Here is a 26,914-nt window from a genome sequence, read left to right on the forward strand (position 1 = left end):
CACCTCGAGGGGTCACCAGGACCAGCCGCGGGCGCTGAGCTCCAGCTCCTCGCGGAGCCGTTCGGCGGACTCGGCGCGCTCGCCGGCGCGCATCGGCAGGTCGACGACGCTCAGCCCGGCGAGACGGCACGCCTCGCGCAGCAGGGCGTCGTACGCGCCCTGCGCGGCGCGGGCGTGGTGCGCGCGGGCGTAGACCTGCGGGTCGTCGTCGATGGCCCGCAGCTCGCGCGCCAGCTCCCCCAGCCGCACCTGGACGGTGAGCGTCAGGAGCGGGTCGGCGGCGGGGGCACGACGACGGTGCGCACGGCGGGCGACGGCGTCACGGTGGGCGTCGGAACGCAGCCACGACCGGGCGGCGACGGTCGCGACCAGCGCGAACGACGCCGTCACGAGCGCCAGCTGCCACGTCATCGGAGCACCACCTCTGCACCGATTTCAGCCTATGCCGGGCGTCGCGCGCACGCGACAATCGACGGCATGCCGGCGCACCGCCCACTCCTGGCGACCATCGTCGCGCTGGTCACGCTGCTCCTGGCGGCCTGCAGCTCCGCCACCCCACCGCAGACGGACGCGCAGCCCCTGGTGCTCGCCGCCGTCGAGCCCCTGCCGGCCGGCGCGGTCGGCGCGCTCGACGTCGCCGGCCGCCCCGTCGAGGTGCACGTGCCGGACGGGTACGACGCCGCGGACCCCGCGCCCCTGCTCGTCGTCCTGCACGGCTACGGCTCCGACGCCGCGCGCGTCGACGCCCGGCTCGGGCTGCGCGACGAGGCTCTCGCGCGGGGCGTGCTCTACGCCCTCCCCGAGGGCACCGAGGGGCCCGACGGACGCCGGTTCTGGAACGCGACCGACGCCTGCTGCGGCGTCGACCGCGCCGGCGTCGACGACTCCGCCTACCTGGCGCAGGTGATCCGCACGCTCGTGGCCACGTACGCCGTGGACCCGGACCGGGTCGCGGTGGTCGGGTACTCCAACGGCGGTTTCATGGCCTACCGCACGGCCTGCGACCACGCCGACCTCGTGTCCGTCGCCGTGTCGCTCGCGGGCGCGATGCCGGCGGACGACGGTACCTGCCGGCCGTCGCGGCCGGTGACCGTGGTGCAGGCGCACGGCGCCGACGACCCCGTGATCCGCGCGGGCGGAGGCCTGCGCGACGGTCGTGCCTATCCGTCGGCGGCGGAGTCGGCAGCCGGATGGGCACGTCTCGACGGGTGCGCGACGGCACCCGCCACCGCCCCCGCCCGGCGCGACCTCGACGGCACGGTCCCCGGTGCCGAGACCACCGTGACGGCATGGGCCGGGTGCTCGGGCGCCGCCACGGTCGAGCTGTGGTCGATCGCCGGGGCGGACCACTCCCCCGCCCTCACCCGGTCGTTCGCGACGGCGGTGCTCGACCTCGTGACCGGCACACCCTGACGACGACCAAGGCTCGCCTGCCCTTGCTGGCGGTCGCCGGGAAGGCTCCTTAACCTGGAATGGTTCAAGAGAGCGATCGTCACCGGAAGCGAGGTTCACACCCATGACCACTCCCACGATGAAGCGCAACACTCCGCGGGCCGAGGCGTCCGACAAGCTCCGCGCCCACCTGCAGCGCGTGCTCGTCGCGCTGGTCGACCTGCACGTCCAGGGCAAGCAGGCCCACTGGAACGTCACCGGCCGCGGCTTCCGCGACCTGCACCTCCAGCTCGACGAGCTGGTCGACGTCGCGCGGGAGCACAGCGACACCGTCGCCGAGCGGCTCCGCGCCCTCCAGGCCGTGCCCGACGGCCGCACCGAGACCGTCGCCACCACGACCGACCTGTCGCCCTACCCCGCCGGCCTGGTCTCCGTCGAGGACACGGTCGACGCGATCGTCGAGCGCGTCGCGCAGACCGTCGAGGTCGCCCGCGAGGTGCACGACGACGTCGACGCCGAGGACCCGACCACGGCCGACCTGCTGCACGAGATCATCACGGACCTCGAGAAGCAGGCCTGGATGATCTCGTCGGAGAACACCGAGGTCTGATCGACGGCACGGGCCGCTGCGCCCCTCCCGCTCACGACGACGGCGCGGTCCCCCACCGGGGGCCGCGCCGTCGTCGTGCGTGCTGCGGACCGTCAGATGACGCCGAAGGCGATCATCGCGTCCGCCACCTTGGTGAAGCCGGCGACGTTGGCGCCGACGACGTAGTCGCCGGGCGCCTCGTACTCCTCGGCGGTGGCGAGGCAGCTGTCGTGGATGCCGGTCATGATCTCCGCGAGGCGGGACTCGGTGTAGTCGAAGCTCCACGAGTCGCGCGAGGCGTTCTGCTGCATCTCCAGCGCCGACGTCGCGACGCCGCCCGCGTTCGCGGCCTTGCCCGGGCCGAAGAGCACGCCGGCGTCGCGCAGGAGGGCCACGGCCTCCGGGGTCGTCGGCATGTTGGCGCCCTCGGCGACGGCGAGCACACCGTTCGCGACGAGCTGCTTGGCGTCGGCCTCGGAGAGCTCGTTCTGGGTGGCGCAGGGCAGCGCGACGTCCGTCGGGACGTCCCAGATGCTGCCGTCGGACACCAGGCGGGCGCCGGGGCGCCGGTCGACGTAGTCGGACACGCGGCCGCGCTGGACCTCCTTGACCTCCTTGAGCAGGTCGAGGTCGATGCCCGCCTCGTCGACGACGTACCCGGACGAGTCGGAGAACGTGATCACGCGGCCGCCGAGCTGCTGCGCCTTCTCGGCCGCGTAGATCGCGACGTTGCCCGAGCCGGACACCGAGACGCGGCGACCGTCGAGGCTCTCGCCCTTCGTGCCGAGCATGCTCTGCGCGAACAGCACCGCGCCGTAGCCGGTGGCCTCCCGGCGCACCAGCGAGCCGCCCCAGGTGAGGCCCTTGCCGGTGAGCACGCCGGACTCGTAGCGGTTGGTGATCCGCTTGTACTGGCCGAACAGGTAGCCGACCTCGCGGGCGCCCACGCCGATGTCACCGGCGGGCACGTCCGTGTACTCGCCGATGTGGCGGTACAGCTCGGTCATGAACGACTGGCAGAACCGCATGACCTCGCCGTCGGAGCGGCCGCGCGGGTCGAAGTCGGAGCCGCCCTTGCCGCCGCCGATCGGCAGGCCGGTGAGGGCGTTCTTGAAGATCTGCTCGAAGCCGAGGAACTTCACGATCCCCAGGTACACCGAGGGGTGGAAGCGCAGGCCGCCCTTGTACGGGCCGAGGGCCGAGTTGTACTCGACGCGGAAGCCGCGGTTGATCCGCACGCGGCCCGTGTCGTCCACCCACGGCACGCGGAAGATGATCTGCCGCTCGGGCTCGCAGATGCGCTCGAGCACGGCGGCCTCGACGTACTGCGGGTTCTTGCGCAGCACCGGGCCCAGCGACTCGAAGACCTCTCGTACCGCCTGGTGGAACTCCACCTCGCCGGGGTTGCGACGCAGCACCTCGGCGAACACAGGCTGCAGACGGTCTTCCATGGGGGCTCCTCCCGAGTTCTGGGGAGCGCGCCCGCGGGGCCCCAAGGGCGGCACGGCACACGCACGACCATCGCAGCCTAGACGTTCCCGAGACGACGTCTCACGCCCCGAGACGTCGCCTGGTGCCCGCCCGACACGCCGCGAGCGGGCGTCCGGCCCTGTACCGGTCGCGCAACAGGGCGGGACGCCCGCTCGAAGCGGGTCGCGTGGTCAGCCGAAGATGCGCGGCAGGGTGCCCTCGTGCGCCTCGCGGGCCTCGGCGAGCGACACCGTGAAGGTCTCGCCGTCGAAGCCACCGGCCACGGCCAGCTCCTCGCCGCCGGTGCGACCGAGGCGCAGCACCGGCACGCCGGCGGCCTCGGCCACCGCGACGAGCTCGGACTCGTGCTCCGCGTCGACGGCCACCAGGGCGCGCGCGGTGGACTCGCTGAACAGCGCGGCGAACGGCGTCACGCCGTCGCGGCCGGTGACGCCGTCGAGCGCGACGTCGGCGCCGACGCCGTAGCGCAGCGACGCCTCGAGCAGCCCCTGCGCGAGACCACCCTCGGACAGGTCGTGCGCGGCGGCGACGAGGCCCTGCTCGCGCGCCTCGACCAGCGCCGAGGCGAGCGCGCGCTCGGCCGCCAGGTCCACGCGCGGCGGCAGGCCACCCAGGTGCCCGTGCTCGACGTCGGCCCACGCGGAGCCGTCCAGCTCGTCGGCGGTACGGCCCAGCAGCAGGATCGACAGGCCCTCGGTGCGCCAGCCCGACGGCACCGCGGTGCGCACGTCGTCGATGACGCCGAGCACGCCGACGACCGGCGTCGGGTGGATCGAGGAGTCGATCTGGCCGGGCTCGCCCGTGCCGTTGTACAGCGACACGTTGCCGCCCGTGACCGGGACGCCGAGCTCCTGGCACGCGTCCGCGAGGCCCTCGATCGCCTCGACGAGCTGCCACATCGAGTCCGGGTGCTCCGGCGAGCCGAAGTTGAGGCAGTCCGTCACGGCGAGCGGCGTGGCGCCGGCCGTCGCGACGTTCCGGTACGCCTCCGCGAGCGCGAGCTGGGCGCCCGTGCGCGGGTCGAGCTTGCCGTAGCGGCCGTTCGCGTCGGTCGCGAGGGCGACGCCGCGGCCCGTGGCCTCGTCGACGCGGACCACGCCGCCGTCGTCGGGCTGGGCGAGCGCCGTGTTGCCCTGCACGAAGCGGTCGTACTGGTTGGTGACCCACGCCTTGGAGGCGAGGTTCGGCGACGCGAGCAGGCGCAGCGCGGTGGCGCGCAGGTCGTCGGCCGAGGTGGGGCGGGCCAGACCGGCGGCCACGGTGGTGTCGGCCTGCAGGCCGTCCTGCCACGCCGGGCGGGCGTAGGGGCGCTCGTAGACCGGGCCCTCGTGCGCGACCGTCTTCGGGTCGACGTCCACGATCCGCTGGCCGTGGTGGTCGATGGTGAGGCGGCCGGAGTCGTTGACCTCGCCGATGACGGCGGTCTCGACGTCCCACTTGCCGGTGATCGCGAGGAACTGCTCGAGCTTCTCGGGCGTGACCACCGCCATCATGCGCTCCTGCGACTCCGACATGAGGATCTCGCCGGCGTTCAGGGTGGGGTCGCGCAGCAGCACGTCGTCGAGCCAGACGTGCATGCCGCCGTCGCCGTTCGAGGCGAGCTCGCTCGTGGCGCAGGAGATGCCCGCGGCCCCGAGGTCCTGGATGCCCTCGACCACCTGGGCGGCGTAGAGCTCCAGGCAGCACTCGATGAGCACCTTCTCCATGAAGGGGTCGCCCACCTGGACGCTCGGCCGCTTGGCCGGCACGCCGTCCTCGAACGTCTCCGACGCGAGGATCGACGCGCCGCCGATGCCGTCCCCGCCCGTGCGGGCGCCGAACAGCACCACCTTGTTGCCGACGCCGGACGCGTTGGCGAGGTGGATGTCCTCGTGACGCAGCACCCCGAGGCACAGCGCGTTGACGAGCGGGTTGCCCTGGTACGAGCCGTCGAAGACGAGCTCGCCGCCGATGTTCGGCAGGCCCAGGCTGTTGCCGTAGCCACCGACGCCCGACACGACGCCGTGCACGACGCGCGCCGTGTCCGGGTGGTCGACGGCGCCGAAGCGGAGCTGGTCCATGACGGCCACGGGGCGCGCGCCCATCGAGATGATGTCGCGGACGATGCCGCCGACGCCGGTCGCGGCGCCCTGGTACGGCTCCACGAACGACGGGTGGTTGTGCGACTCGACCTTGAAGGTCACCGCCCAGCCGTCGCCGACGTCGACGACGCCCGCGTTCTCGCCGATGCCGACGAGCAGGTGCTCCTTCATCTCCTCGGTGACCCGGTCGCCGAACTTCTTCAGGTGCACCTTGGACGACTTGTACGAGCAGTGCTCGGACCACATCACCGAGTACATGGCCAGCTCGGCAGCCGTGGGGCGGCGCCCGAGCAGGTCGCGGATGCGCTGGTACTCGTCCGGCTTGAGGCCGAGCTCGGCGTACGGCTGGGCCTCGTCGGGCGTGGACGCGGCGTTCTCGACGGTGTCCAGCTGGGGGCGGGGGGCGGACACGGCTTCAGCACGGTCGGCAGCGGCGGTCATCAACTTCCCTCGGGTCGCGCGAGTACTGCAGAGCTCAGGGCTCGGACCGGGTGATCACCGCACCGCGGGGTGCCGGTATCCGGCGTCGGTCCGTGCGGGGGCGCCTCGCGGCGCGCCGCCAGTCTACCGGCGCCCGCCGGCACTCCCGACGGCGCCGCTAGGGTGCGCGCATGACCGCACCCGAGGGGCACGGACCGGCGCACCCGGCGGACGCGCGGGGAGTCGGGCCCGCCGACCTCCTCGCCTTCGCCTGCGAGCTCGCGCTGCTGGCGCTCCTGGCCGTGTCCGGCTGGCGCCTCGGCTCCCAGGTGGGCGACGGCGCGACAACCGTCGTCACCGGCGTCCTGCTGGCCGTCGGGCTCCCCGCGGTCGCGGTGGCCGTCTGGGGGCGGTGGCTGGCACGGAACGCGCCGGGCCGCCTCCGCCAGCCCGCGCGGTTCGTCGTGCAGGCCGCGCTGTTCGTGGTGGCGGGAGCGCTCGCCGCGGCGTCCGGCCTGCCCGGATGGGGCCTCGGGGTCGCCGCCGTCGGCGTCCTCGCGTTCGCGCTGACCCGGAGGTCGTGACCTCCCGCGCCGGGCGGGAACCGGGCAGGATGGGTCGGTGCCGATCCTGCCCACCGACCGCGACCCCCGGCTGATCACCGTGCGCCGGGGAGGGTCCCTCTCCGACGACCACCACCGGATGCTGGCCGAGTGGGCGGTGGCCTGCGCCGACCACGTGCTGCCGCTCTTCGAGCGGGAGGCGCCCGACGACGCCCGCCCGCGCGACGCCCTCGAGGTCGCCCGCGGGTGGATCCGGGGCGAGGTGCCGATGCGGGAGGCGCACCGCACCGCCTTCGTCGCGAACGCCGCCGGCAAGGGCCGGCCCGACCCCGCACGGTTCGCGGCCCTCGCGGCCGGGCAGGCCGTCGCCGTGGCCCACGTCCCGGCGCACGACCTGGGTGCCGCCGCCTACGCCGTCCGGGCCGCGAGCGCCGCCGCCCCGGGGCCCGAGAGGGAGGTCGTCCGCCTCGCCGAGCGGGACTGGCAGCGGGAGCAGGTGCCCGCCGAGCTGCTCGACCTGGTCCTCGACGACCAGCGGGCGCGCTCCGCGATCTGCTGGGACGTCTTCGACGACTGACGCCCACCAGCCCCCGGCCGACGGGTCAGCCCTTGACCGACCCCGATGCGAGCCCCGCCACGTAGTACCGCTGCAGCGCCACGTACAGCACCACGCACGGGATCATCGCGACCACCGACCCGGCGGCCAGGAGCCCGAAGTTCACCTGGCCGTAGGCACCCTGCTGCAGGTTCACCAGCGACACCGGCAGCGTGTAGAGCGACGAGTCGGTGAGGAACGTCAGCGCCCCGAGGAACTCCGTCCACGAGGCGAGGAACGCGTACAGAGCGGCGGTCGCGGCGCCGGGCAGCACGAGGGGCCGCAGCACGGAGACGATCATGCGCACCGTCCCCGCGCCGTCGACGTGCGCCGAGTCCTCGATCTCGCCGGGCACCGACTCGAACGCGTTGCGCATGACGAAGACGCAGAACGGCAGGTTCACGGTCGTGTAGAAGAGCACGAGGCCGAACAGGCTGTCCGTGAGCCGCATGGCGTTCATCTGCAGGTACAGCGGGGTGAGGATCGCCTGGAACGGCACCATGAGCGTCACCAGCACCAGCCCGAACAGCAGGCCCCGCCCGCGGAAGCCGAACTTGGCGAACCCGTAGCCGGCGAGCGTCGCGAGGACGGCGGTGAGCACGGCCGTCGACACCGACACGACGACGGAGTTCACGATGCCGCGCCAGATCTCCGGCTGGTCGAGGATCAGCCGGAAGTTGACCCACGACAGGTCGAGGAAGCGCCCGTCGGGCGCGGCGACGACGACGTCGCCCGGCTGGCCGGAACGCACCAGCGCCAGCAGCAGCGGCACCACGAAGACGAGGGCGGCGAGGATGCCGCCGACCGCGTAGAGCGTGCGGCGCACGCGCGTGTCGCGCTCGGGGCCGGACGCCGGCCCCGCCGCGCCGGGCGAGGACCCGCGGCCCGGGCTCGTGCCGCGGGAGCTCCCGCCCGGTGCACCCAGCCCGGTCGTGCCCGGTGCGCTCGTCGTGACCGCCATGTCAGCTCCTCTCCCGCAGCAGCCAGAACTGCGCCGCGGTGACCAGTCCGGTGATGACGACCAGGACGAGCGACATCGCCGTCGCCGCCCCCAGCTGCAGCTGCACGAACGCCCGCCGGTAGATCGCCATCACCACGGTGGTGGTGTCCGATCCCGGGCCGCCCTGGGTCAGGATGTAGAACTGCGTGAACGCGAGCAGCGACCCGATGACCGACAGCACGACGGTCATGGCGATGGTGCGCCGCAGCATGGGGATCGTGATCGAGCGCTCCCGCACCCACCAGGACGCGCCGTCGAGCTCCGCGGACTCGTAGACCTCGCGCGGGATGCCCTGCATCCCGGACATGAGCAGCACCATCGTCAGGCCCGACACCGCCCAGATCACCATGACGCACAGGAGCCCGGTGGCGAGCGGCCCGTCGACGAGCCACGCCGTCGAGCCGTCGGTGATCCCGAGGGCCTTGAGCACCACGTTCACCATGCCGCTGTTCGGCTGCGCCTCGAGCAGCATGAGGAAGCTGAGCGTCGTGAGGCCGATGACGTACGGGACGAAGAAGATCGTGCGCAGCACCGTGGCGCCGCGGCGGTTGGACCGCACGACCACCGCCAGCGTGTAGCCGAGCGCGAGGATCGGCAGCGTGACGATCGCGGTGTAGAGCAGGGTGTAGCCGACGGCCCGCCAGAACGTGGGGTCCGTGAGCACGGACGCGTAGTTCTCCAGGCCGACGAACCGCCACGTCCCGATGAGCGGGAGGTTGGTGAACGAGATCCCCACGGCGGAGACGAGCGGCACCAGCACGAACACGACGACGAACGCGACCGCCGGCGCGACGAGCAGCAGGCCGGTGCGGGCGGGGTGGGTGAGGGTGCCGTGGCGTCGTGCGGGCCGGGCGACGGCCGCGGCGCTCATGCCTGGGCCTGCCGGAGGATGCGGTCGTACGTGGTCTGGGCCTCGTCCATGGCGGCATCGACCTCCCCGTCGAAGACGGCCCGGCGGAACATGCGCAGCCAGGGCCCGTCCTGCTGGTTGTAGATGAGGTTGTAGGCGAGCGTGGTGGGGGCGTAGCCCGCGTCGAGCGACTTCAGCGTCGGGGTGACGAGCGGGTGCTCGGCCTCGAACTCCGGCGTCACGACGTCGGAACGGATCGGCGAGTAGAACCCGTCGGGCATGCGCGCCTGCTGCTCGAGGGCAACGGCGAAGCGGATCAGCTCGGTCGCGCCCTCGGGGTTCTTCCCGCCCGCGGGCATGCACAGGTTGTCGCCGCCGTCGAAGAACGCGCGGCCGCCGTCGGGCCCGGGCAGCAGCACCACGCGGCTGCGCTCCAGGAGCTCGGGCGACGCGTTCGGCGCGACGACGCCGTAGCCGCCCGGGAACATCCCGAGCCGTCCGGCGACGTAGTCGGCCGACCAGCGCGAGGCATCGTCGGCGAAGCAGCCGGGCGGCACCAGCTGCTCGTCCCAGAGCGTGCGCTCGAGGTCGAGGGTGCGCCGCAGCGCCTCGTTGCCGGCGACGTTCCCCCGCTGGTCGCCGACGTCGCCGACGATGAGGTCGGTGCCCGTGGCCCACACGTGCGGCTGCACGGTGAACCCCAGCGCGCCGGACGCGTTGCCGGGGAACGACCAGGCGTAGGTGTCGTCGTCGAGCGCGGCGATCGCGCGGGCGGCCTCGAGGATCCCGTCGAAGGACGCCGTGTGCTCGTCGACGTCCAGGCCGGCGCGGTCGAACAGCTCGGTGTTGCAGAACAGCACCGAGAAGTCGCCGAGGAAGGGCACCCCGTAGTGCTTCCCGTCCTTGGTCGCGAGGGCGAGGTGGCCGGGGCTGAGGGCGTCGCCGAGGGCGAGGTCCTCCACCAGTGGCGTGAGGTCGGTGAACACGTCGCGGAACGCGAACATCGTCGAGTAGATGTCGTCGATGTCGATGACGTCGGGCACCCGGCCACCGCGGATCGCCGTGGCGACCTTGGTGACGTACTGACCGTTCTGGATCGGCGTGAGCCGCACCCGGACGCGGTCCTGCGCCGCGTGGAACGCGTCGACCACGGCCTGGACGCCGTTGACCGTGTCCGAGCGGCACCACATCTCCACCGTGCCGCGGGCACCCCCACCGAACCCCGGGGCACCGACGTCGACGGCGGTGACCGGGCTCGCGCACCCGGCCAGTCCGACCCCGGTGGCGGCCGTCGCGCCGCCCACGCCGAGCAGCGCGAGCAGCTGCCGTCTGGTGAGCTCCATCGCTCTCCTCCTCCGCGCCCGTCGGGCGCCGTGTCCTCCAGGTCCTGCCCGCGGGCGGCGCTGCCCGCGGGGGCGGGGCGCCCGTGCCCGGGCGCCCCGCGAGTGGTGCTGCCGGTCAGGCCACGGGGATCCAGACCCGCATGGCCTGCGGGCCGCGGTTGGCCCACAGGTGGTACGGGACCGCCCGCAGCATCACGGTGCCGGTGACGGCCGGGGCAGCCGTCGTCGCCGGGCGGTAGGGACCGTCGCCCGGCTCGGTCGCGGGCCGGCCCTGCACGGTGCCGGTGGCGGTGACGACGACGGCACCGCCCAGCAGGTCGGGGCGGTCCTCCTCGCCCAGGGGTCCGGCGACGTCGATCAGGACGTCGTCCACGACGGCGCCCGGCTCCTGGTCCACCTGCTCCAGCGCGTACACCAGCGGGCCGCGCTCGATCGCGACGCAGCCGCGCACGTCGTCGACCCGGGGGTCGGCGGCCGTCAGGCGGGGCGTCACGGGCAGCTCCAGCACGACGGCGTCGCCCGCCGCGAGCGGCCGGCCCACCGTGGCGTACGCGCCCGCCGCGACCGGGGCGCCGTCGAGCGTGGCGCCCTCGGCCCAGCCCGGGATCCGCAGCGCGAGACCCGCGCCCGCGGGTGCCTCCTCGACGTGCAGCGTCACGCGACCCCGGTACGGGTACTGCGTCTCGACGCGCACGCGCAGCGTGCCCCCCGCAAGCGCGGCGGCGATGGTGCCGGGCGCGTACTGGTGCAGCTGGAGCGCGTCGTCGGTGAACGTCGCGAGGTAGCCCTCGAGGCTGGACAGCGTCCGCATGATGTTCGGCGGGCAGCAGGCGCAGCCGAACCACGGCCGGCGCCCGGCGGCGGGGTTGCGCTCCTCCTCCGCGTGCGCGCCGGAGCGCACCTGCAGCGGGTTGACGTAGAAGTACTCGGTGCCGCCCAGGGAGAGCCCGGAGAGGAAGCCGTTGAGCAGCATGCGCTCGATCTGGTCCGCGTACCGCGCGTCGCCGGTCGCGAGCAGCAGGCGCCACGCCCACTGCACCCCGCCGATGGCGGCGCACGTCTCCGCGTAGGCGCGGTCGTTGGGCAGCTCGTGCGGGTCGCCGAACGACTCGCCGTCCCAGCGGGAGCCGAGCCCGCCCGTGAGGTACTGCTTGCCGTCGACCATCGCCGCGTACTGCGCCTCGAGCGCCGCGAGGAGCTCGCGGTCGCCCGTCTCGACCGCGACGTCGGTGGCGCCCGCGCCGAGGTAGACGGCGCGCACGGCGTGCCCCTCGACGGTCGTCGCCTCGCGGACGCGCACCCGGTCGGAGAAGTAGGTGGGCTGCTTGCCGTGGGCCGCGACGATCCCCGTGCCGCGGGCCTCGACGAACCACGACGCCAGGTCCAGGTACGCGCGCGTCCCCGTCTCCCGGTAGAGCTCCACGAGCGCGGTCTCGATCACGGGGTGCCCGTCGACCTCGCGCAGCTGTCCCTCGCCGTCGCCGAACGTCTCGACGAGGTGGTCGGCCAGGCGGACGGCGACGTCGAGCAGCTCGCGCCGGCCTGTCGCCCGTACCTGCGCCACCGCCGCCTGCATGAGGTGGCCCGCGCAGTAGTGCTCGTGGCTCCACGGCAGGTCGGAGTAGCGCTCGACGCCGCGCAGCTGCGGCACCGAGTCGAGGTAGCCGTCGGGGGCCTGGGCGCCCGCGACGGCGCGCGTCACCTCGAGGATGTCGGCCAGCAGCGCCTCGTCGGGCTCGCGCCCGTACTCCCAGGCCGCGGCCTCGAGCCACTTGTGCACGTCGGAGTCCGCGAAGATCGGCCCCTGCGCCTCGCCCTCGGCCAGCCCGGCGGCGATCTCGAGGTTGCGCAGGTTCCCGTACTCCCGCAGGTGCCCCAGGCCCTCGGGCACCGACGCCTCGCGGTTCACGCGGAGCCGGTGGCCCCACAGCCCGCCGTCGAGGGTCGCGCTACCCGGCGGCAGCGGTCGCAGGGTCGCCACCGCCGCAGCGGTGGGCTCGGCAGGTCCGCGGACGGTCCCGAACGTCGTGGTCGTCATGCACCTCTCCCTCGAGGAAGGAAACTAGGAATCCGTTTTCCTTACCGTAGGGAGCGTTGCCGAAGCCGTCAACCGCTGTCCCGACAGGCGAAATCGCGTACCATCGGCACGGCCGGCCGCCGGTCGGCGGAACAGCAGGAAAGCAGAGGAGGCCTGATGGCGGAGACTCCGGGCGTCGTGCGGATCACCGACGTGGCCGCACTGGCGGGGGTGTCCCCCAGCACCGTCTCCAAAGCCCTCAACGACACCGGGTCCCTGCGGCCCGCCACCCGGGCCCGCGTGCGCGAGGCGGCCGAGCGCCTGGGCTTCGTGCCCGACGCCCAGGCACGGTCGCTCTCGGCCCGGCGCAGCTTCACCGTCGGCCTGCTGAGCACGGACTCGGCGGGCCGGTTCTCGCTGCCGGTCGTGCTCGGCGCCGAGAACGCGCTCGTCGGGGGTCAGATCTCCGCGCTGCTGGCCACGGCCCGGCACGACCCGGTCCGCGAGCAGCACCACGTGCGCAGCCTCGTCGCCCGGCGGGTGGACGGCATCATCGTCACCGGCCGCACGACCGACCCGCGCCCTCCCATCCAGGTGCCGATGCCGGTGGTCTACGCCTACTCGCCGTCCTCGGACCCCGACGACGCGTCGGTCGTGCCCGACGACACCGCCGGGATGACCGCCGTCGCGGAGCACCTGCTCTCCCTCGGACGCACCCGCGTCGCCTACGTCGGCGGTCGCGGCGACCAGGCGGCCTCCGTGCAGCGGCACGCCGCCCTGGCAGCCGCCCTCGGGGCGCGCGGCGCCGCGATCGTCGGCGAGCCGCAGTTCGGCGAGTGGTCCGAGCGGTGGGGCCGCCTCGCGGTCGACGTCGTGCTCGGCGACCACCGGGCCGGCGACCCGTTGCCGGTCGACGCCGTCGTGTTCGCCTCCGACCAGCTCGCCCGGGGTGGCTGCGACCGCCTGCGCGACCGCGGCGTGCGGGTGCCCGAGGACGTGGCCGTGACCGGCTACGACGACTGGGAGGTCATGGCGCTCGCCAGCAGGCCGCCGCTGACCACCGTGGATCCGCAGCTCGACCGGCTGGGGCAGCGGGCCGCCGAGCTCCTGCTCGCCGCGATCGACGGTCGCCCCGCGCACGGCACGGAGCTCTCACCGCCACGCCTCGTCGTACGAGGGTCCACCGCCGGGGACTCCTGAGCCGGGAGCCGCGTCAGCTCGCGGGGGCCTCGTCCTCGACCGGCGGGACCATGGAGATCGACGGGTCGAGGGCGGTCGCCACGGCCGCGAGCGCCCCGAGGATCAGCCCGACCCGCGTGTGCGGCAGCCGCCGCCCCTGCGCGCGCCAGCGCTCGCCGCGCCGGTAGGCCCACTTCTCCCCCGCCACGGCGATCGTCACGGCGAGGGCGAGCGCGCCCGCCGCGGCCGCTCCCGCGACGGCCGGGCCCGGCAGCGGGTCGGCGCCGTCGAGCGCCACGTCGGCCGCCAGCACGTTGTCGTCCGGTTCGCGGTCGTCCCGCCCGTCGGCCGGCGCGATCCCCTCGTCCGGCTCCGAGGCGTTCTCGCCGGCTGCGTTCTCGTCGGCGTCGCGCAGGTCGCGCAGCTCGTCGCGCACCTCACGCATCCCGTCGACGGCGGAGCGGCCCTCGCTGGTCAGGGCCATCCCGAGCCCGAGCCCCCCGGCCAGCACGCCCACCTTGGCCAGGGCGCGTGCCCAGCGCGGTCGGACGACGTCGGGCACGGCGTACCAGGCCAGCGTCGTGAGTCCGGTGATCGCGACGCTCCGGGCGTCGACCTGCCTGCGCGCGGCGGGCGTGTCCATGGGTCCACCTCCGGGTCGGGGGCTCGTGCGAGCGGCGGCACCGAGGTCCTCGGGCCGCCCGTGGGACAACGGGCGGCACCGGGGCAGAGTTCCGCGACTCCGGTCCGGCGCGAGGCCGACCTGCACGGATGACGCTTTCTTGACCTGCGGCCCTCGATCCTTGACCAGGATCATCACCAGGTGACGATTCTTCGTGAGCGGGGCCACGCGTGGCCCCGGTGGAGCCGGGGGTTTCGTCGGTTACCACAAGGTGGTTTGATGCGCACGTGGAACTGCTCAGAACCTTCGCTCCCGGTGCGTTCGCGTACGGGCTGGCGTCCTGGTCGTGGCTGGGGGTCCACGGCAAGACGCCCCGCTTCACGACCGTCTTCGGCGACGTCTTCCTCGAGTCCCTGGAGGGCTGGTGGTTCCTCGACACGATCGAGGGGTCGCTCGAGCTCCGCTGGGCCACCGCCGTCGAGATGTACACAGAGCTCGACTCGGCGGACGGGCGTGCGGACCTCCTCCTGGAGGACCTCTGCCGAGAGGTGCTCGACGCCGGCACCCACCCCCGCCCGGACGAGGTGCTCGCCTTCTCCCCGCACCCCGCGATCGGCGGACGGCTCCACGCCGACCACGTGGCCCCGCTCCGGTTCGAGCTCGCGCTGCGGCTCACCGGGGAGATGCACCACCAGCTGCGCGCGACGCTGGACCCGTCGCCCTCGCCCCTGCTGCTCGGGCACGTCGACCCCCCGGCTCCGGCCCTCACCTGGGACACGGCGGGGCGCGACCGCCTACCGTGACCCACCTGTGACCTGCACGATCCGCCCAGCAGATGCACGACCGGCCGTCGTGTCGTCTCCTGGAAAGGCACGGATGAGGCGGACCGTGGGAGGTAGGCATGAGACGGGTGCTCGTCGTCGGGCTCGTCGTAGGGGTCGTGGACGGGGCGTTGCTGGGCGCGTCGGCGGCGCTCGGCTGGACGTGGGTGGCGTGGGCCGCCCTGCTGGCCGGGCTCGGGGGCGCGGCGGTCGTGGCGATGTCCGTCCCGCCGGCGCGCGTCGCACGACCGGCCACCGTCACGCTCGGCCTGCCGCTGCGTGACGAGCAGGCGGCCGAGGAGGCGAGCGTCGTGCCCGCCCCGGTACCCGGCACGACGCCGGGAACGGTCGAGAGCCCGCCGGCCGTCGTCGAGGACTACCCGCAGCCGGTGCGCGCGGCCCAGCCGACGCCCGCCGCCGCCTGACGGCGCGCGCAGGGAGCGGGCGAGCACGCGAGAGAGAAGCCGAGCGAGAAGCCCGGACGGGACTGCGTCGACCGCAGTCCCGTCCGGGCTTCTCTCTCGCCGTCAGGAGCGCTTCTGCTTCTTCAGCGCCTTCTCGCTGACCGGCGCGGTGCCGTCGGCCCGCTGCTGGGCGTAGTACGCCCGCGCCTCGTCCTGCCGCTCCGCCTCGATGCCGGACGCGATGACCGCCCGGAGGTGCTCCGGCCCGTAGCCCCACGCGTCGACGAGGTCGACGGCGTGCGGACGCAGGCGGTCGAGCAGGCGGTCGACGTACGACGTCACCGTGCGGGCACGCTGCGCGGACAGCCGCCCGTTGATGAGGTACCAGGCGAGGTTGCGCTCGATGAGCGTGAGCCCGAAGACGTCGCGCACCCAGGTCATCACGCGGCGCGTACCCGGGTCCTCGATCTGCTCGAGGGCGTCGGTGAACGCCGACCAGCGCAGCAGGTCCGCGTGCGCCCTGGCCGCCTCGACGAGCTGCACCTGGTTCTCGTCGAAGATCCGCGCGGCCGTGACGGGGTCGGCCTTCTGCGCGGGGCGCAGCGCCATGGCGACGTCCTCGACGATCGTCGCGACGCGGTCGGCGAGCAGCTCGCGCTGCGTCTCGGCGTCGCGCAGGTGCCCGGCCGCGCGGCGCGGGTCGCCGACGTCGGCGAGGGCCTGGCCGGCCCGGCGCAGGCCGGTGCGGTGCAGCGCGGCGTCCGCGGCGCGGTCGACGACGAACCGGGCGATGCCGGCCGGCGTCGACGTGGCGCCCTTGAGCGCCTTCGCGTAGTCGCCCACGAGGCGCTTGGCGACGAGCTGCAGCAGCACCGTGTTGTCGCCCTCGAACGTGGCGTACACGTCCATGTCGTGGTGCAGGCTCGTGATGCGGTTCTCGGTGATGAAGCCGGCGCCGCCACAGGCGACGCGGGCCTCCTGCAGCGTCTCCAGCACGAACGTGGTCGACGTCGCCTTGAGCGCCGCCGCCATCGTCTCGAGGTCCTCGCGGTTCTCGGGGGTGTCCTTCTCGCCGGAGAAGACGTCGTCGAACAGGTCGAGGAGGCGGTCGTGCGCGAAGTGCGTCGCGTAGGTCTCCGCGATGCGGGGGAACAGGCGGCGGCGGTGCGTCGCGTAGTCCAGCAGCACCGTCTCCTCGATCGGCGACGACGAGGTGAACTGCCGGCGCTCGGCGCCGTACTTCACGGCGATGGCGAGGCCCAGCTTGGACGCCGTCGACGCCGCGCCGTCCAGGGACACGCGGCCCTGCACCAACGAGCCGAGCATGGTGAAGAAGCGGCGGCCGGGGCTGTCGATCGACGACGAGTACGTGCCGTCGGCGGCGACCGCGCCGTAGCGGGCGAGCAGGTCCGTACGCGGGATGCGCACGTGGTCGAAGGCGAGCCGCCCGTTGTCGACGCCGCGCAGGCCGCCCTTGAGGCCGTCGTCGTGCCCGCTGATCCCGGGCAGGAACTCCATGGTCTCCGGGTCGCGCACCGGCACGTAGAAGCAGTGCACGCCGTGGTTGACGCCGTTCGTGATCAGCTGCGCGAAGACGGTGGCCGCCGTGGCGTGCACCGCCGCGTTGCCGAGGAACTCCTTCCACGCCGCGCGGAACGGCGTGTGGATCTCGAACTCCTCGGTCTCCGGGTCGTAGGTGGCGGTCGTGGCCACCGACGCGACGTCCGAGCCGTGCCCGATCTCCGTCATCGCGAACGCGCCCGGCACGGACAGGTCCATGGCGCCCGGCAGCAGACGGTCCTGCTGCTCCGGGGTGCCCAGGTGGAGGATCGCCGAGCCGAAGAGGCCCCACTGGACGCCCGCCTTGATCTGCAGCGACGGGTCGGCGACGGCGAGCTCCTCGAAGCCCGCCAGGTTCGCGCCCGGGGCGTCGGCCCCGCCGAGGCGCGTCGGGTACCCGAGCCAGACCTGGTGCTTCTCGTCGGTGGCGAGCAGCTTCATCTGCTCGAGCACGCGCTCGCGGTGCTCCGCCATCGAGAGCGACTCGTCCTTCCAGAAGGTCGGGTCGGTCGAGCGCGCGCGGGCGTGGCGGCGCCACTCCGGCCACCGGCCGAGCAGCTGCTCGGACAGGCCGGCCACGTCGACGCGCGGGGTCGCCTTGGGGGCGGGCACGCTGCCGGCGGCCTGCGTCGTCGCGGGACGGTCGGACGTCGTGGTCATCGGTTCTCCTGCGGGGGTGCGGGGATGGGGGTCGAAGGGTCGGGAGGCGTCATGCCCTCGTGGTGGAGGACGCCGACGGGGCCGGTCCACAGCCAGAGCGTCACCTGCTCGGTGAGCTCCTCCCGGGTGAGCCGGTCGGCTCCGTCATGGCCGAGCCACCACTCGCCGGCGCCGCGTACGAAGCCGACGGCCCCGGCGGCCCAGGCGGCGGCGAGCGCCGGGGGCACCTGGACGGCCCTGGCGAAGGGCTCGGCCACCAGTTCGATCACGGAGTCGAGGTACGCGCCGAGCGCCTCGACCTGCCCGGTCCCGACGGCGCCGGGGGCGGGCTCGTTGCCGCCGATGGCGGTACGGGTGACGAACCAGTAGACGTTGGGCGAGTGCTCGATCATCTCGAGGTACACCCGGACCATCGCGCGCAGGGCCGCGTGCGGGGTGGGCGCGGCCTCGGCCGCCTCGCGGAGGGCGTCGTGCATCGTCGCCACGACGTGCGCGGCCACGGCGAGGCGCAGCCCCGCCTTGTCCTCGAAGTACCGGTAGACGATCGACTTGGACGTGCCCGCCTCGCCCGCGATCTCGTCCATCGAGACCCCGGGGCCGCCGCGGTGCACGGCCTTGCGCGCGGCGTTGACGAGCTGCGCCCGGCGTGCGGCGCGATGATCGTCCCAGCGCGTCGAACGACCGTCGAGGGCCGCGCGGCCGTCCGGGGTCGAACGGGCGTCGAGCTGTTCCGCGGCCCTCATCGGCCGCACCTTGTGACTCGTCTCACGGGACTGAGAGTATCAGGTACTGTGAGTCCTACCTGACCGACGGAGTGAAGGATCTATCGCTGTGGCTACACGCAAGCCGTCCGACGGCTCCCCCCGGAGCACGTCCCGGAGGACCACCCCCGCCCCGTCGCCGTCCGCCCCCGCGGGCGTGCGCGACGCCGTGATCGTGGGCGGCAACCGCATCCCGTTCTCGCGCGCCGGCAAGAAGTACGCCGACGCCTCCAACCAGGAGATGTTCACCGCGGCGCTCGAAGGGCTCGTCGCCCGGTACGGGCTGCAGGGTGAGCGCCTCGGCGAGGTCGTGGGCGGCGCGGTCCTCAAGCACTCGCGCGACTTCAACCTGATCCGCGAGTCCGTGCTCGGCTCCTCGCTGTCGCCCCAGACCCCCGCGTTCGACCTGCAGCAGGCGTGCGCGACCGGCCTCGAGGCCGCGATCACCGTCGCGAACAAGATCCGCCTCGGCCAGATCGAGTCCGGCGTCGCCGGCGGCTCCGACACCGTCTCCGACGCCCCGGTCGCCGTGAGCGAGGGGCTGCGCCGAGCGCTGCTCGACGCGTCGCACGCCAAGACGCTCCAGGCCCGCCTCAAGGCCTTCGCGAAGATCCGCCCCGCCGACCTCAAGCCCCTCACCCCCGCCACCGACGAGCCGCGCACCGGCCTGTCGATGGGTGAGCACCAGGCGATCACCACCGCCCGCTGGGGCATCTCCCGCGCCGCGCAGGACGAGGTCGCGCTCGCCAGCCACCAGCACCTCGCCGCCGCGTGGGACGCCGGGTTCTTCGACGACCTGGTCACGCCGTTCCGCGGCCTGACCCGTGACGACAACCTCCGCGCGGACACCTCGCTGGAGAAGCTCGCAAAGCTCAAGCCGGTGTTCGGCCGCGGCCTCGCCGAGCCCGCCGAGCCCACGATGACGGCCGGCAACTCCACGCCGCTGACCGACGGCGCCTCCACCGTGCTGCTGTCGTCGGCCGCGTGGGCCGCCGAGCGCGACCTGCCGGTGCTCGCGCGTCTCGTCGACGCCGAGACCGCCGCCGTCGACTTCGTGCACGGCCACGACGGACTCCTCATGGCGCCCGTGCACGCGGTGCCGCGCCTGCTGGCCCGCAACGGCCTGACCCTCGACGACTTCGACTTCTTCGAGATCCACGAGGCGTTCGCGTCGACCGTCCTCACCACGCTCGCCGCGTGGGAGGACGCCGACTACTGCAAGGCGGAGCTCGGCCTCGACACGCCGCTCGGCAGCGTCGACCGGGAGAAGCTCAACGTCAACGGCTCGTCGCTCGCGGCCGGCCACCCGTTCGCCGCCACCGGCGGGCGCATCCTTGCGACGGCGGCCAAGCTGGTCGCCGCGAAGGCCGCCGAGACCGGCCGGCCGGCCCGCGCCCTGATCTCCGTCTGCGCCGCCGGCGGCCTCGGGGCCACCGCCGTCGTCGAGTCCGTCTGAGAGGGAGCCCCGTGACCGACTCCTACACCAAGGCCGTCAACTCCGGCTTCACCAAGACGCTCGCGAAGAAGCTGGGCCTGCCGCGCCCCGCGATCCTGCGGCGCTTCCGCGCGGGCGACCCGCTCACCGTCGGGCCCGTCCTCGTCGTCTCGGACGACGCGTCCACCGGCGACGCGGACACCCTCGCCAAGGAGCTCCACGGCTGGGGCCTCGACGTGCGCCGTCAGCCCACCGACGACGCGCGCTGGGGCGCCGTGCTCCTCGTGCTCACCGAGTCGGAGCGACCCACCGACGTCTCCGCGGCCGTGCTGGCCACGGGCTCGGTCCTGCGCCGGCTCGCCACGAACGGGCGCGTCGTCACCGTCTCGCGCGCGGCCGCCGACGGCGACGCCCCCGCGCTCGCCGCGGCGCGCAACGGCGTCGACGGCTTCCTGCGCTCGCTCGCCAAGGAGCTGCGCGCGGGCGCCACCGGCAACGGGATCGTGCTCACCGACGGCGCCGCCGTGAACGCCACCTCGGTGCTCGCGACGCTGCGCTTCTTCCTGTCCGCCCGCTCGGCCTACGTCGACGGCCAGCTGCTGCCGGTCGGCCCGGCGGACGCCGAGGCTCCCGCCGACTGGGACCGGCCACTGGCCGGGAAGGTCGCCGTCGTCACCGGGGCCGCCCGAGGCATCGGCGCCGCGATCGCGAAGACCCTCGCCCGCGACGGCGCCACCGTCGTGTGCGTGGACGTCCCCGCGGCCGGCGAGGGCCTGGCCCGCACCGCCAACGCGGTGGGCGGCACGGCGCTCCAGCTCGACGTGACGGCCGAGGACGCGGGCCGCCGCATCCTCGAGCACGCGCGCACCCGCCACGGCGGCCTCGACGTCGTGGTGCACAACGCGGGCATCCTGCGCGACAAGCTGCTGGCCAACATGAAGCCCGCCCAGTGGGACTCCGTCATCGCCGTCAACCTCGAGGCCCAGCTGCGCATCAACGACCAGCTGCTCGGCCTCGACGGGGGCGAGGGCGTGGACGGGCTGCGGATCGTCTCGCTCGCGTCGACCTCCGGCATCGCCGGCAACAAGGGCCAGACGAACTACGGCTTCTCCAAGGCGGGCGTCATCGGGCACACGCGCGCGACGGCCCCGCTGGTCGCCGCGCGCGGCGGCACCGCGAACGCCGTCGCCCCCGGCTTCATCGAGACCGAGATGACGGCGTCGATCCCGTTCGCCACCCGCGAGGTGGCCCGTCGGCTCAACTCGCTGCAGCAGGGCGGCAAGCCCGTCGACGTCGCCGAGGCGATCGTCTTCCTCGCGTCGCCGGCGTCCGCCGGGGTCAACGGCCAGGTGCTGCGCGTGTGCGGGCAGAACCTGGTGGGGCGGTGACGGCGAGCGCGCCGGCCACCAGCGCCGGCGAGCCGCTGCGCGTCGAGACCCTGCCCACCCTGCCGGGCCTCGGCAGCCTCTACGCGCGCGGCGCCGCCGCCTCCGGCCGCATCGCCGCGGGGCGCGCGATGCCGGGCCTGCCCGTCATCGGCCAGGGGCGGTCGGAGGGCGACGGGGAGGCTGCTCCCCTGACGCTGCCCGACGTCGCGTACCGCGTCTCCGACGTGCCGACGGCGGACCTCGCCCACCACCTGCACGACTATCAGCGGCTGCTGCACGAGCCCGTCACCGACGTGCTGCCGGCGGGGTACCTGCACGTGCTCGCGTTCCCGCTCGCGACGGCGGTCATGGTGCGTGGGGACTTCCCGCTGCCGCTGCTGGGGATGGTGCACCTGGCGAACGACGTCGAGCTCCGCGGGCCCGTCGTCCTGGGCGACGCGCTCGAGGTGCGCGCCTGGGCCGAGAACCTGCGCCCGCACAAGCGCGGCGTGCAGGTGGACCTCGTCGCCGAGGTGCGCCGCCAGGCGGACCCGGGCTCCGCCCCGGTGTGGCGGGGCGTGTCGACCTACCTCGCCAAGGGCTTCCACCTGCCGTGGACGGCGCCCGGGACGGACGCGGAGGACGACCACGACGGCGAGGACCGCGCGCCCACGGGCACGTGGACGCCCCCGCTGCCCACCGGCCGGTGGGCGCTCGGGCCGGGCACCGGCCGCGCGTACGGCGCGGTCTCGGGCGACCGGAACCCGATCCACCTGTCGGCGCTGTCCGCCAAGGCGTTCGGCTTCCCGCGCGCCATCGCGCACGGCATGTACACAGCGGCGCGCGCCCTGGCCGACGTCGGGCACGCGCGCGGCGAGGCGTACCGCTGGACGGTCGAGTTCGCCTCGCCCGTGCTGCTGCCCGGCACGGTGGACGTGGCCGTGACCCCGGACGACGGCGGCGGCTTCGCCTACGTCGGCTGGAACGGCGGCCGCGGCCGCCAGCACTTCCGCGGCACGGTCACCCCCCTCTGACCTGGTGTCCGCGAGGTAGCCCGAGAGCTGCCGAGGTCGTTCGGAGCGCCGCGAGGTAGTGCGAACTACCTCGCGGCGCCTCGAACTACCTCGCGGCGCTGGGCACTACCTCGGCGTGCGGGCCTGGGGCAGGATCGGGTGCATGACCACCCTCGGCTGCATCCTCGCGCCCTACGGCAACCCGCCCTCGCGGTTCGTCCCGTTCGCCCGCACCGCCGAGGCCGCCGGCCTCGACGAGGTCTGGCTGTGGGAGGACTGCTTCCTCGAGTCCGGCCCGTCCGCGGCCGCGGCGATGCTGAGCGCCACCGAACGCCTGCGCGTCGGGATCGGCGTCATGCCGCTGCCGCTGCGCAACGTGGCGCTCACCGCGATGGAGACGGCGACGATCGACGGCATGTTCCCCGGTCGGTTCCTGCCGGGCGTGGGGCACGGCGTGCAGGACTGGATGGGCCAGGTCGGCGCCCGGGTGGCGTCGCCGCTGACGCTCATGCGCGAGCAGGTCACCGCGCTCCGCGCGCTGCTCGCCGGGGAGCGGGTCACGACGTCCGGCCGCTACGTGACCCTCGACGGCGTCGCCCTCGACTGGCCGCCCGCCGTCGCGCCGCCCGTGGTCGCGGCGGCGAAGGGCCCGAGGACGATGCGGCTGGTCGGCGAGATCGCCGACGGCGTCGTCATCGACGGGGACGCCGGCGTCGAGGGGGCCCGCGAGGCGATCGCGCTGCTCGACGAGGGGCGTGCGGCCGCCGGGCTGCCGCCCGTCGCGGAGTCCGGGCCGGGCAGCGCGCACCCGTTCCGGGCGGTGGCGTTCGCGCAGGTCGCCACCGGCGCCGGGGCGGCCGACCGGCTGCGTGCCTCGCTCGCGAAGTGGGACGTCGACGCGACCTCCGACGAGGTCCTCGCCGACCACGCCACGTGGGGCTCAGCGGAGGAGGTCGCCGACGGGCTGCGCCGCTTCGCCGCGCTCGGCGTCACGACCGTCGTCGCGCAGCCGACGCAGGACGAGCCGGACCTCGACGGGTTCGCGGCGTTCCTCGGGCAGGAGGTCGCGCCGCTGCTGCGGTAGCCGTCAGCCCGCGGTCCGCGGGATCGACCGCGTCCACCGCCGCTCGAAGACGACCTCGTCGCCGTCGCGCGCCACCACCTCGTTCTCGGTGTGGAAGGCGTGGTCGTCGCAGGAGATCTCCGACCGGGTGACGACGCTCGCGTCCCAGCCGCCGGCCATCCCCGCGGGCAGCGGGTCGCCCGCGTCGCGGCGCAGCCGCACCGTCCAGTCCGAGCGGGTGCGCGCGCTGGTGGCGTCCCGGCCGATCCAGTACCGCTCGAGCGCGTCCTCGGTGAACTCCAGGCCGTCGGGGTAGGTGCGGGTGCCGCCGTAGCGCGGGTCCACCTCCAGCAGCCACCGGCCCTCGGCGACGTCCCGCACGACCCGCCGCTCCGGCCGCGCCTCGCCCGCCTCGCCGAAGACGACGCCCAGCGGCGGCGTCTGCTCGGGCTCCTCGAAGACGACGGGCGGGTGGGACGACGCCCGGTCGTGCACGGGCAGCTCCAGCGCACCGTCGCCGACCGCGACGGCGAGCACGGCGTCGCCGGGCTGCGGCCAGACCCACGGCCAGTACGCGGAGGACACCGCGAGGCGCAGCCGGTGCCCGGGCGCCAGCGCGTAGCCGGTGCCGGTGAGCTCGAACGACACCTCCTCCGTCGCGCCCGGCGTCCACGGCACGACGCGGTCGCGACCGTGCCGGGCCGACAGGTTGAGCACGCCGCGCGTGACGAGCGTCGACGAGCCGTCCGGGCCGACGTCGCACAGGCGCGCCACGACCTGCCCCTTCTCCCCCGAGCACGTGAGCCGCAGCCGCACGCGGGCGCGCCCCAGGATCTCCAGCGGCGCGGTGAGCGGGGCGGAGTCGAAGCAGAGCGACCGCCCGTCCTCCTCCCGCTGGTCGGGCGGCAGGTCCGCGTCGTTGCCGAACGGGAAGAACCGGCCGGCGTCCACGCCGGTGTGCGACGGCGAGTCCACCAGCCACGACGTCGGCACGGGGTGGCCGCCCGCGAGCGCCCCGACCGTCGGCGCCGTCGTCCGCAGGCCGCCCTCGGGCGGGTCGTCGGCGTCGACGGCGACGAGCGGCAGCTCGCGGGGGAAGACGTGCGGCGACGGCCACGACGGCTCGCCCACCCACCGGCCGGGCAGCTCGTCGTAGACGGTGGCGGGCGGCACGGACTCGCTGATCCACGCGCGCAGCGGCGGGTCGTCGAGGACGCCGCGGTCGGCGCCCTTGAGCCAGTGGTCCCACCAGCGCAGCGTCTCCTGCAGGAAGCCGATGGCCGGGCCCGGCGGCAGACCGCGGTCGGGGTACTGGTGCGACCACGGGCCGAGGATGCCGCGCACGGGGGCGCGCAGGGCGCCGTCGTCGCCCGCCGCGGCGAGCCGCAGCACGGTGTCGCGGTACGGGTCGTTCCAGCCGCCGACGGCGAGCACCGCCGCCGAGATCGTCGAGGAGTCCTCGATGACGCTGCCGTGCCGCCAGTAGTCGTCGCGGCTCTGGTGGTCCAGCCAGGTGTGCACGAACGGCTCGGTGCGCTCCAGCCGGTCGAGCCACTGCTCGCGCCAGCCCTCCCCCACGTACACCGGGTCCGGCGGGCGCGAGCAGAACGCGAGCATCGTGGCCGCCCACGCGTGCATGTCGACGGCCAGCACGGAGCCGCCCGTGTAGTGCACGTCGTTGTCGTAGCGGTCGTCGGTGGAGCAGACCGTGACGATCGCCTTCAACGGCTCGGGCGCGAGCGCCGCGATCTGGAGCGAGTTGAAGCCGCCCCACGAGATGCCGAACATGCCGACCGACCCGTCGCACCAGCCCTGCGCCGCCAGCCACTCCACGACGGCCACCCCGTCCGCGAGCTCGGTGGGCGAGTACTCGTCGTCCTGGAACCCGTCGGAGTTGCCGCTGCCCCGGATGTCCACCCGCACCGACGCGTACCCGTGCCCCGCGTAGTAGGGGTGGCGCTGGGCGTCGCGCGGGGCCGTCCAGTCGGACAGCCGGTAGGGCAGGTACTCGAGGATCGCCGGGACAGGCGTCGGGTCGACGGGCCTCCAGACGCGGGCCGCGAGGCGCGTGCCGTCGGCCAGGGGGATCCACAGGTCCTCGACGAGGGTCTCGTAGGGCAGGTCGGTCACGTGGCGCATGGGTCCTCCGGCGCTCGGACGATCAGTGGACGGGTGTCTCAGTGGACGGGGTGCATGGTGCGCTTCATCCACGGCGACAGGGCGAGCACGACGACGGCGACGATCACGGGCACGGCGCCGTTGACGGCGAAGTAGACGCCGTCGGGCACCTCGCCGTAGAAGCGGACGGTCTGCGCCTGGATGCCGTTGGCCAGCGCGATCGACAGGAACCACACCGCCATCGACTGGCTGGAGAACGCGAGCGGGGCGAGCTTCGTGGTGGCCGACAGGCCGGTGGTCTGCAGCAGGACGTCACCCAGGCCGAGCAGCGTCAGGGAGACCAGCAGCCACCAGACGGCGATCCGCCAGTCGCCGGACTGCCCGCTCACGGCCGGCACGAGGACGAGGTAGGACAGGCCGCCGAGCAGGGCACCGAAGGCGACCTTCTTGGACGCGTGCGGCTGGCGCGGCCCCAGCCACGTCCAGAGGGCCGCGACGAGCGGGGCGACGAGCACCTCGGCGGCGCCCAGGTAGGAGCTGAACCAGGCCGACGGCACGTCCCAGCCGAAGATGGTCCGCTGCACGTGGTCCTCGGCCAGCAGGATCAGCACCGAGTACGCCTGGAACAGCACGAAGTTGAACGCCACCGACGCGATCCACAGCACGAGGAACGGGCGCAGGCGGCCGCGCTCCTCGGTCGTCACGCGCGGGCTGCGGAACATCACCGTGAAGTAGACGATCGGCGCCACCATCGCGATCACGGTGAGGGCGTCCACGACCCCGGCGATGCTGAGCCGCCCGACCAGGGCGAGCACCACGAGGACGACGACCACGGCCGCCGCCGCGCCGAGCAGGAGCAGGCGGGTCCGGCGCGCGGCGTCGGGCGGCAGGGGCGCCTCGGCCGGCCGGCCGTAGCCCGGGATCCGCCGGCGCCCCACGACGTACTGGATCAGCCCCGCCGTCATGCCGATCGCGGCGGCGGAGAAGCCCCAGTGCCAGCCGACCTCGGCGCCCAGCCAGCCGGTGACCAGCGGACCGACGAACGCGCCCACGTTGATGCCCATGTAGTACAGGGCGAACCCGGCGTCGCGGCGGTCGTCGTCGGTGGAGTAGAGCTTGCCCACGAGCGTCGACACGTTGGGCTTGAGCAGCCCGGTGCCGAGGCTGATGAGCACGAGCCCGATCCACGTGGAGATCTCCGCCGGTACCGCCATCGTGTAGTGGCCGGCGGCGATGAGGATGCCGCCCCACAGCACCGCGCGGTAGGAGCCGAGGACGCGGTCGGCGATCCAGCCGCCGCCCACGGACACGAGGTAGACCATCGTGCCGTAGCCGGCGGCGATGGACGCCGCGTTGCCGGGCTCCATCGCGAGGCCGTCGTCGGCGACCGAGGCGGTGAAGTAGAGGACGAGGATCGCCTGCATCCCCAGGAACGAGAACCGCTCCCAGACCTCCAGGCTGAAGAGCGTCGCGAGGCCGCGGGGGTGGCCGAAGAACGCCCGGTCGTCGTGGGCGTCGGAGCCGGGGGCCGGGTCGACGGCGGGAGCGTCCTCGGTGGTCACCCGTCCAG

At 74.2% G+C, this 26,914-nt stretch carries 23 protein-coding genes; 11 read left to right on the top strand and 12 right to left on the bottom strand.

All coding sequences use genetic code 11. From position 1 onward, the window contains the following. Positions 1-12: 12 nt before the first annotated feature. The gene (locus ACFQ8E_RS19090) at positions 13-411 is read right to left on the bottom strand and encodes a hypothetical protein (protein WP_430552142.1); all 399 of its coding nucleotides are present in this window, start codon (positions 409-411) and stop codon (positions 13-15) included. Between the two features lie 66 nt (positions 412-477). Here ACFQ8E_RS19090 and ACFQ8E_RS19095 point away from each other — a divergent pair, with 66 nt between their 5' ends. Both ACFQ8E_RS19095 and ACFQ8E_RS19100 read left to right on the top strand, forming a co-directional pair. Then, entirely contained in the window at positions 478-1,413 is a 936-nt protein-coding gene (locus ACFQ8E_RS19095; protein ID WP_430552143.1) for an alpha/beta hydrolase family esterase, read from the top strand. Positions 1,414-1,516: 103 nt separating this feature from the next. Beyond that, positions 1,517-2,002, top strand: a complete 486-nt coding sequence (locus tag ACFQ8E_RS19100; RefSeq protein WP_430552144.1) for a Dps family protein — start codon at positions 1,517-1,519, stop codon at positions 2,000-2,002. A gap of 92 nt (positions 2,003-2,094) precedes the next feature. Here ACFQ8E_RS19100 and gdhA read toward each other — a convergent pair whose 3' ends face one another. Both gdhA and purL read right to left on the bottom strand, forming a co-directional pair. Further along, the gene (gene gdhA, locus ACFQ8E_RS19105) at positions 2,095-3,432 is read right to left on the bottom strand and encodes an NADP-specific glutamate dehydrogenase (RefSeq protein WP_430552145.1); all 1,338 of its coding nucleotides are present in this window, start codon (positions 3,430-3,432) and stop codon (positions 2,095-2,097) included. Between the two features lie 210 nt (positions 3,433-3,642). Continuing rightward, positions 3,643-5,994, bottom strand: a complete 2,352-nt coding sequence (purL, locus tag ACFQ8E_RS19110; RefSeq protein WP_430552146.1) for a phosphoribosylformylglycinamidine synthase subunit PurL — start codon at positions 5,992-5,994, stop codon at positions 3,643-3,645. Between the two features lie 170 nt (positions 5,995-6,164). On the opposite strand from purL, the gene ACFQ8E_RS19115 reads away from it, so the two are divergent. Then, positions 6,165-6,557 (top strand): YrdB family protein, encoded by a 393-nt coding sequence (locus tag ACFQ8E_RS19115; protein WP_430552147.1) that lies wholly within the window; start codon positions 6,165-6,167, stop codon positions 6,555-6,557. A 37-nt stretch (positions 6,558-6,594) separates the two neighbouring features. Next, the gene (locus tag ACFQ8E_RS19120) at positions 6,595-7,113 is read left to right on the top strand and encodes a putative immunity protein (protein ID WP_430552148.1); all 519 of its coding nucleotides are present in this window, start codon (positions 6,595-6,597) and stop codon (positions 7,111-7,113) included. 25 nt (positions 7,114-7,138) lie between these two features. Here the strand turns inward: ACFQ8E_RS19120 and ACFQ8E_RS19125 are convergent, their stop codons facing one another. From ACFQ8E_RS19125 to ACFQ8E_RS19140, 4 genes are all read right to left on the bottom strand, one after another. Beyond that, positions 7,139-8,092 carry a carbohydrate ABC transporter permease gene (locus tag ACFQ8E_RS19125; protein ID WP_430552149.1) on the bottom strand — a complete coding sequence of 318 codons (954 nt, stop codon included), beginning with the start codon at positions 8,090-8,092 and terminating at the stop codon, positions 7,139-7,141. A 1-nt stretch (position 8,093) separates the two neighbouring features. Continuing rightward, positions 8,094-9,002: a carbohydrate ABC transporter permease gene (locus tag ACFQ8E_RS19130; RefSeq protein ID WP_430552150.1), complete on the bottom strand. Its 909-nt coding sequence runs from the start codon at positions 9,000-9,002 to the stop codon at positions 8,094-8,096. Next, positions 8,999-10,324 (bottom strand): extracellular solute-binding protein, encoded by a 1,326-nt coding sequence (locus ACFQ8E_RS19135; protein ID WP_430552151.1) that lies wholly within the window; start codon positions 10,322-10,324, stop codon positions 8,999-9,001. Before ACFQ8E_RS19135 ends, ACFQ8E_RS19130 begins: the two co-directional genes overlap by 4 nt. A 115-nt stretch (positions 10,325-10,439) precedes the next feature. Beyond that, positions 10,440-12,362, bottom strand: coding sequence for a glycoside hydrolase family 127 protein (locus tag ACFQ8E_RS19140; protein WP_430552152.1), 1,923 nt, complete (start codon positions 12,360-12,362; stop codon positions 10,440-10,442). Between the two features lie 156 nt (positions 12,363-12,518). Here ACFQ8E_RS19140 and ACFQ8E_RS19145 point away from each other — a divergent pair, with 156 nt between their 5' ends. Further along, positions 12,519-13,541, top strand: a complete 1,023-nt coding sequence (locus ACFQ8E_RS19145; RefSeq protein WP_430552153.1) for a LacI family DNA-binding transcriptional regulator — start codon at positions 12,519-12,521, stop codon at positions 13,539-13,541. A gap of 13 nt (positions 13,542-13,554) precedes the next feature. Here the strand turns inward: ACFQ8E_RS19145 and ACFQ8E_RS19150 are convergent, their stop codons facing one another. Beyond that, entirely contained in the window at positions 13,555-14,163 is a 609-nt protein-coding gene (locus ACFQ8E_RS19150; RefSeq protein WP_430552154.1) for a hypothetical protein, read from the bottom strand. A 266-nt stretch (positions 14,164-14,429) separates the two neighbouring features. Here ACFQ8E_RS19150 and ACFQ8E_RS19155 point away from each other — a divergent pair, with 266 nt between their 5' ends. Next, on the top strand, positions 14,430-14,945 hold the full coding sequence (locus ACFQ8E_RS19155) for a hypothetical protein (protein WP_430552155.1): 516 nt from the start codon (positions 14,430-14,432) through the stop codon (positions 14,943-14,945). A 98-nt stretch (positions 14,946-15,043) separates the two neighbouring features. After that, positions 15,044-15,388: a hypothetical protein gene (locus tag ACFQ8E_RS19160; RefSeq protein WP_430552156.1), complete on the top strand. Its 345-nt coding sequence runs from the start codon at positions 15,044-15,046 to the stop codon at positions 15,386-15,388. Positions 15,389-15,490: 102 nt separating this feature from the next. Here ACFQ8E_RS19160 and ACFQ8E_RS19165 read toward each other — a convergent pair whose 3' ends face one another. Then, positions 15,491-17,587: an acyl-CoA dehydrogenase gene (locus tag ACFQ8E_RS19165; RefSeq protein WP_430552157.1), complete on the bottom strand. Its 2,097-nt coding sequence runs from the start codon at positions 17,585-17,587 to the stop codon at positions 15,491-15,493. After that, entirely contained in the window at positions 17,584-18,330 is a 747-nt protein-coding gene (locus ACFQ8E_RS19170; protein ID WP_430552158.1) for a TetR/AcrR family transcriptional regulator, read from the bottom strand. The genes ACFQ8E_RS19165 and ACFQ8E_RS19170 overlap by 4 nt, the downstream gene beginning before the upstream one ends. A 175-nt stretch (positions 18,331-18,505) precedes the next feature. On the opposite strand from ACFQ8E_RS19170, the gene ACFQ8E_RS19175 reads away from it, so the two are divergent. The 4 genes from ACFQ8E_RS19175 to ACFQ8E_RS19190 all read left to right on the top strand — a co-directional run bounded on the left by ACFQ8E_RS19175 (position 18,506) and on the right by ACFQ8E_RS19190 (position 23,247). Beyond that, entirely contained in the window at positions 18,506-19,804 is a 1,299-nt protein-coding gene (locus ACFQ8E_RS19175) for an acetyl-CoA C-acetyltransferase (RefSeq protein ID WP_430552210.1), read from the top strand. Between the two features lie 11 nt (positions 19,805-19,815). After that, positions 19,816-21,171, top strand: coding sequence for a 3-oxoacyl-ACP reductase (locus tag ACFQ8E_RS19180; RefSeq protein ID WP_430552159.1), 1,356 nt, complete (start codon positions 19,816-19,818; stop codon positions 21,169-21,171). Continuing rightward, the gene (locus ACFQ8E_RS19185; RefSeq protein WP_430552160.1) at positions 21,168-22,184 is read left to right on the top strand and encodes a MaoC family dehydratase; all 1,017 of its coding nucleotides are present in this window, start codon (positions 21,168-21,170) and stop codon (positions 22,182-22,184) included. Before ACFQ8E_RS19180 ends, ACFQ8E_RS19185 begins: the two co-directional genes overlap by 4 nt. A gap of 142 nt (positions 22,185-22,326) precedes the next feature. Beyond that, a complete protein-coding gene (locus ACFQ8E_RS19190) occupies positions 22,327-23,247 on the top strand; it encodes an LLM class flavin-dependent oxidoreductase (protein WP_430552161.1) in 921 nt (306 codons plus the stop codon). 3 nt (positions 23,248-23,250) lie between these two features. On the opposite strand, the gene ACFQ8E_RS19195 is transcribed toward ACFQ8E_RS19190, so the two are convergent. Next, entirely contained in the window at positions 23,251-25,365 is a 2,115-nt protein-coding gene (locus tag ACFQ8E_RS19195) for a CocE/NonD family hydrolase (RefSeq protein WP_430552162.1), read from the bottom strand. 38 nt (positions 25,366-25,403) lie between these two features. After that, the gene (locus tag ACFQ8E_RS19200) at positions 25,404-26,906 is read right to left on the bottom strand and encodes a peptide MFS transporter (protein ID WP_430552163.1); all 1,503 of its coding nucleotides are present in this window, start codon (positions 26,904-26,906) and stop codon (positions 25,404-25,406) included. Positions 26,907-26,914: the final 8 nt, after the last annotated feature.

The organism is Isoptericola sp. NPDC056573 (assembly GCF_042793335.1).
Lineage (GTDB): Bacteria > Actinomycetota > Actinomycetes > Actinomycetales > Cellulomonadaceae > Isoptericola.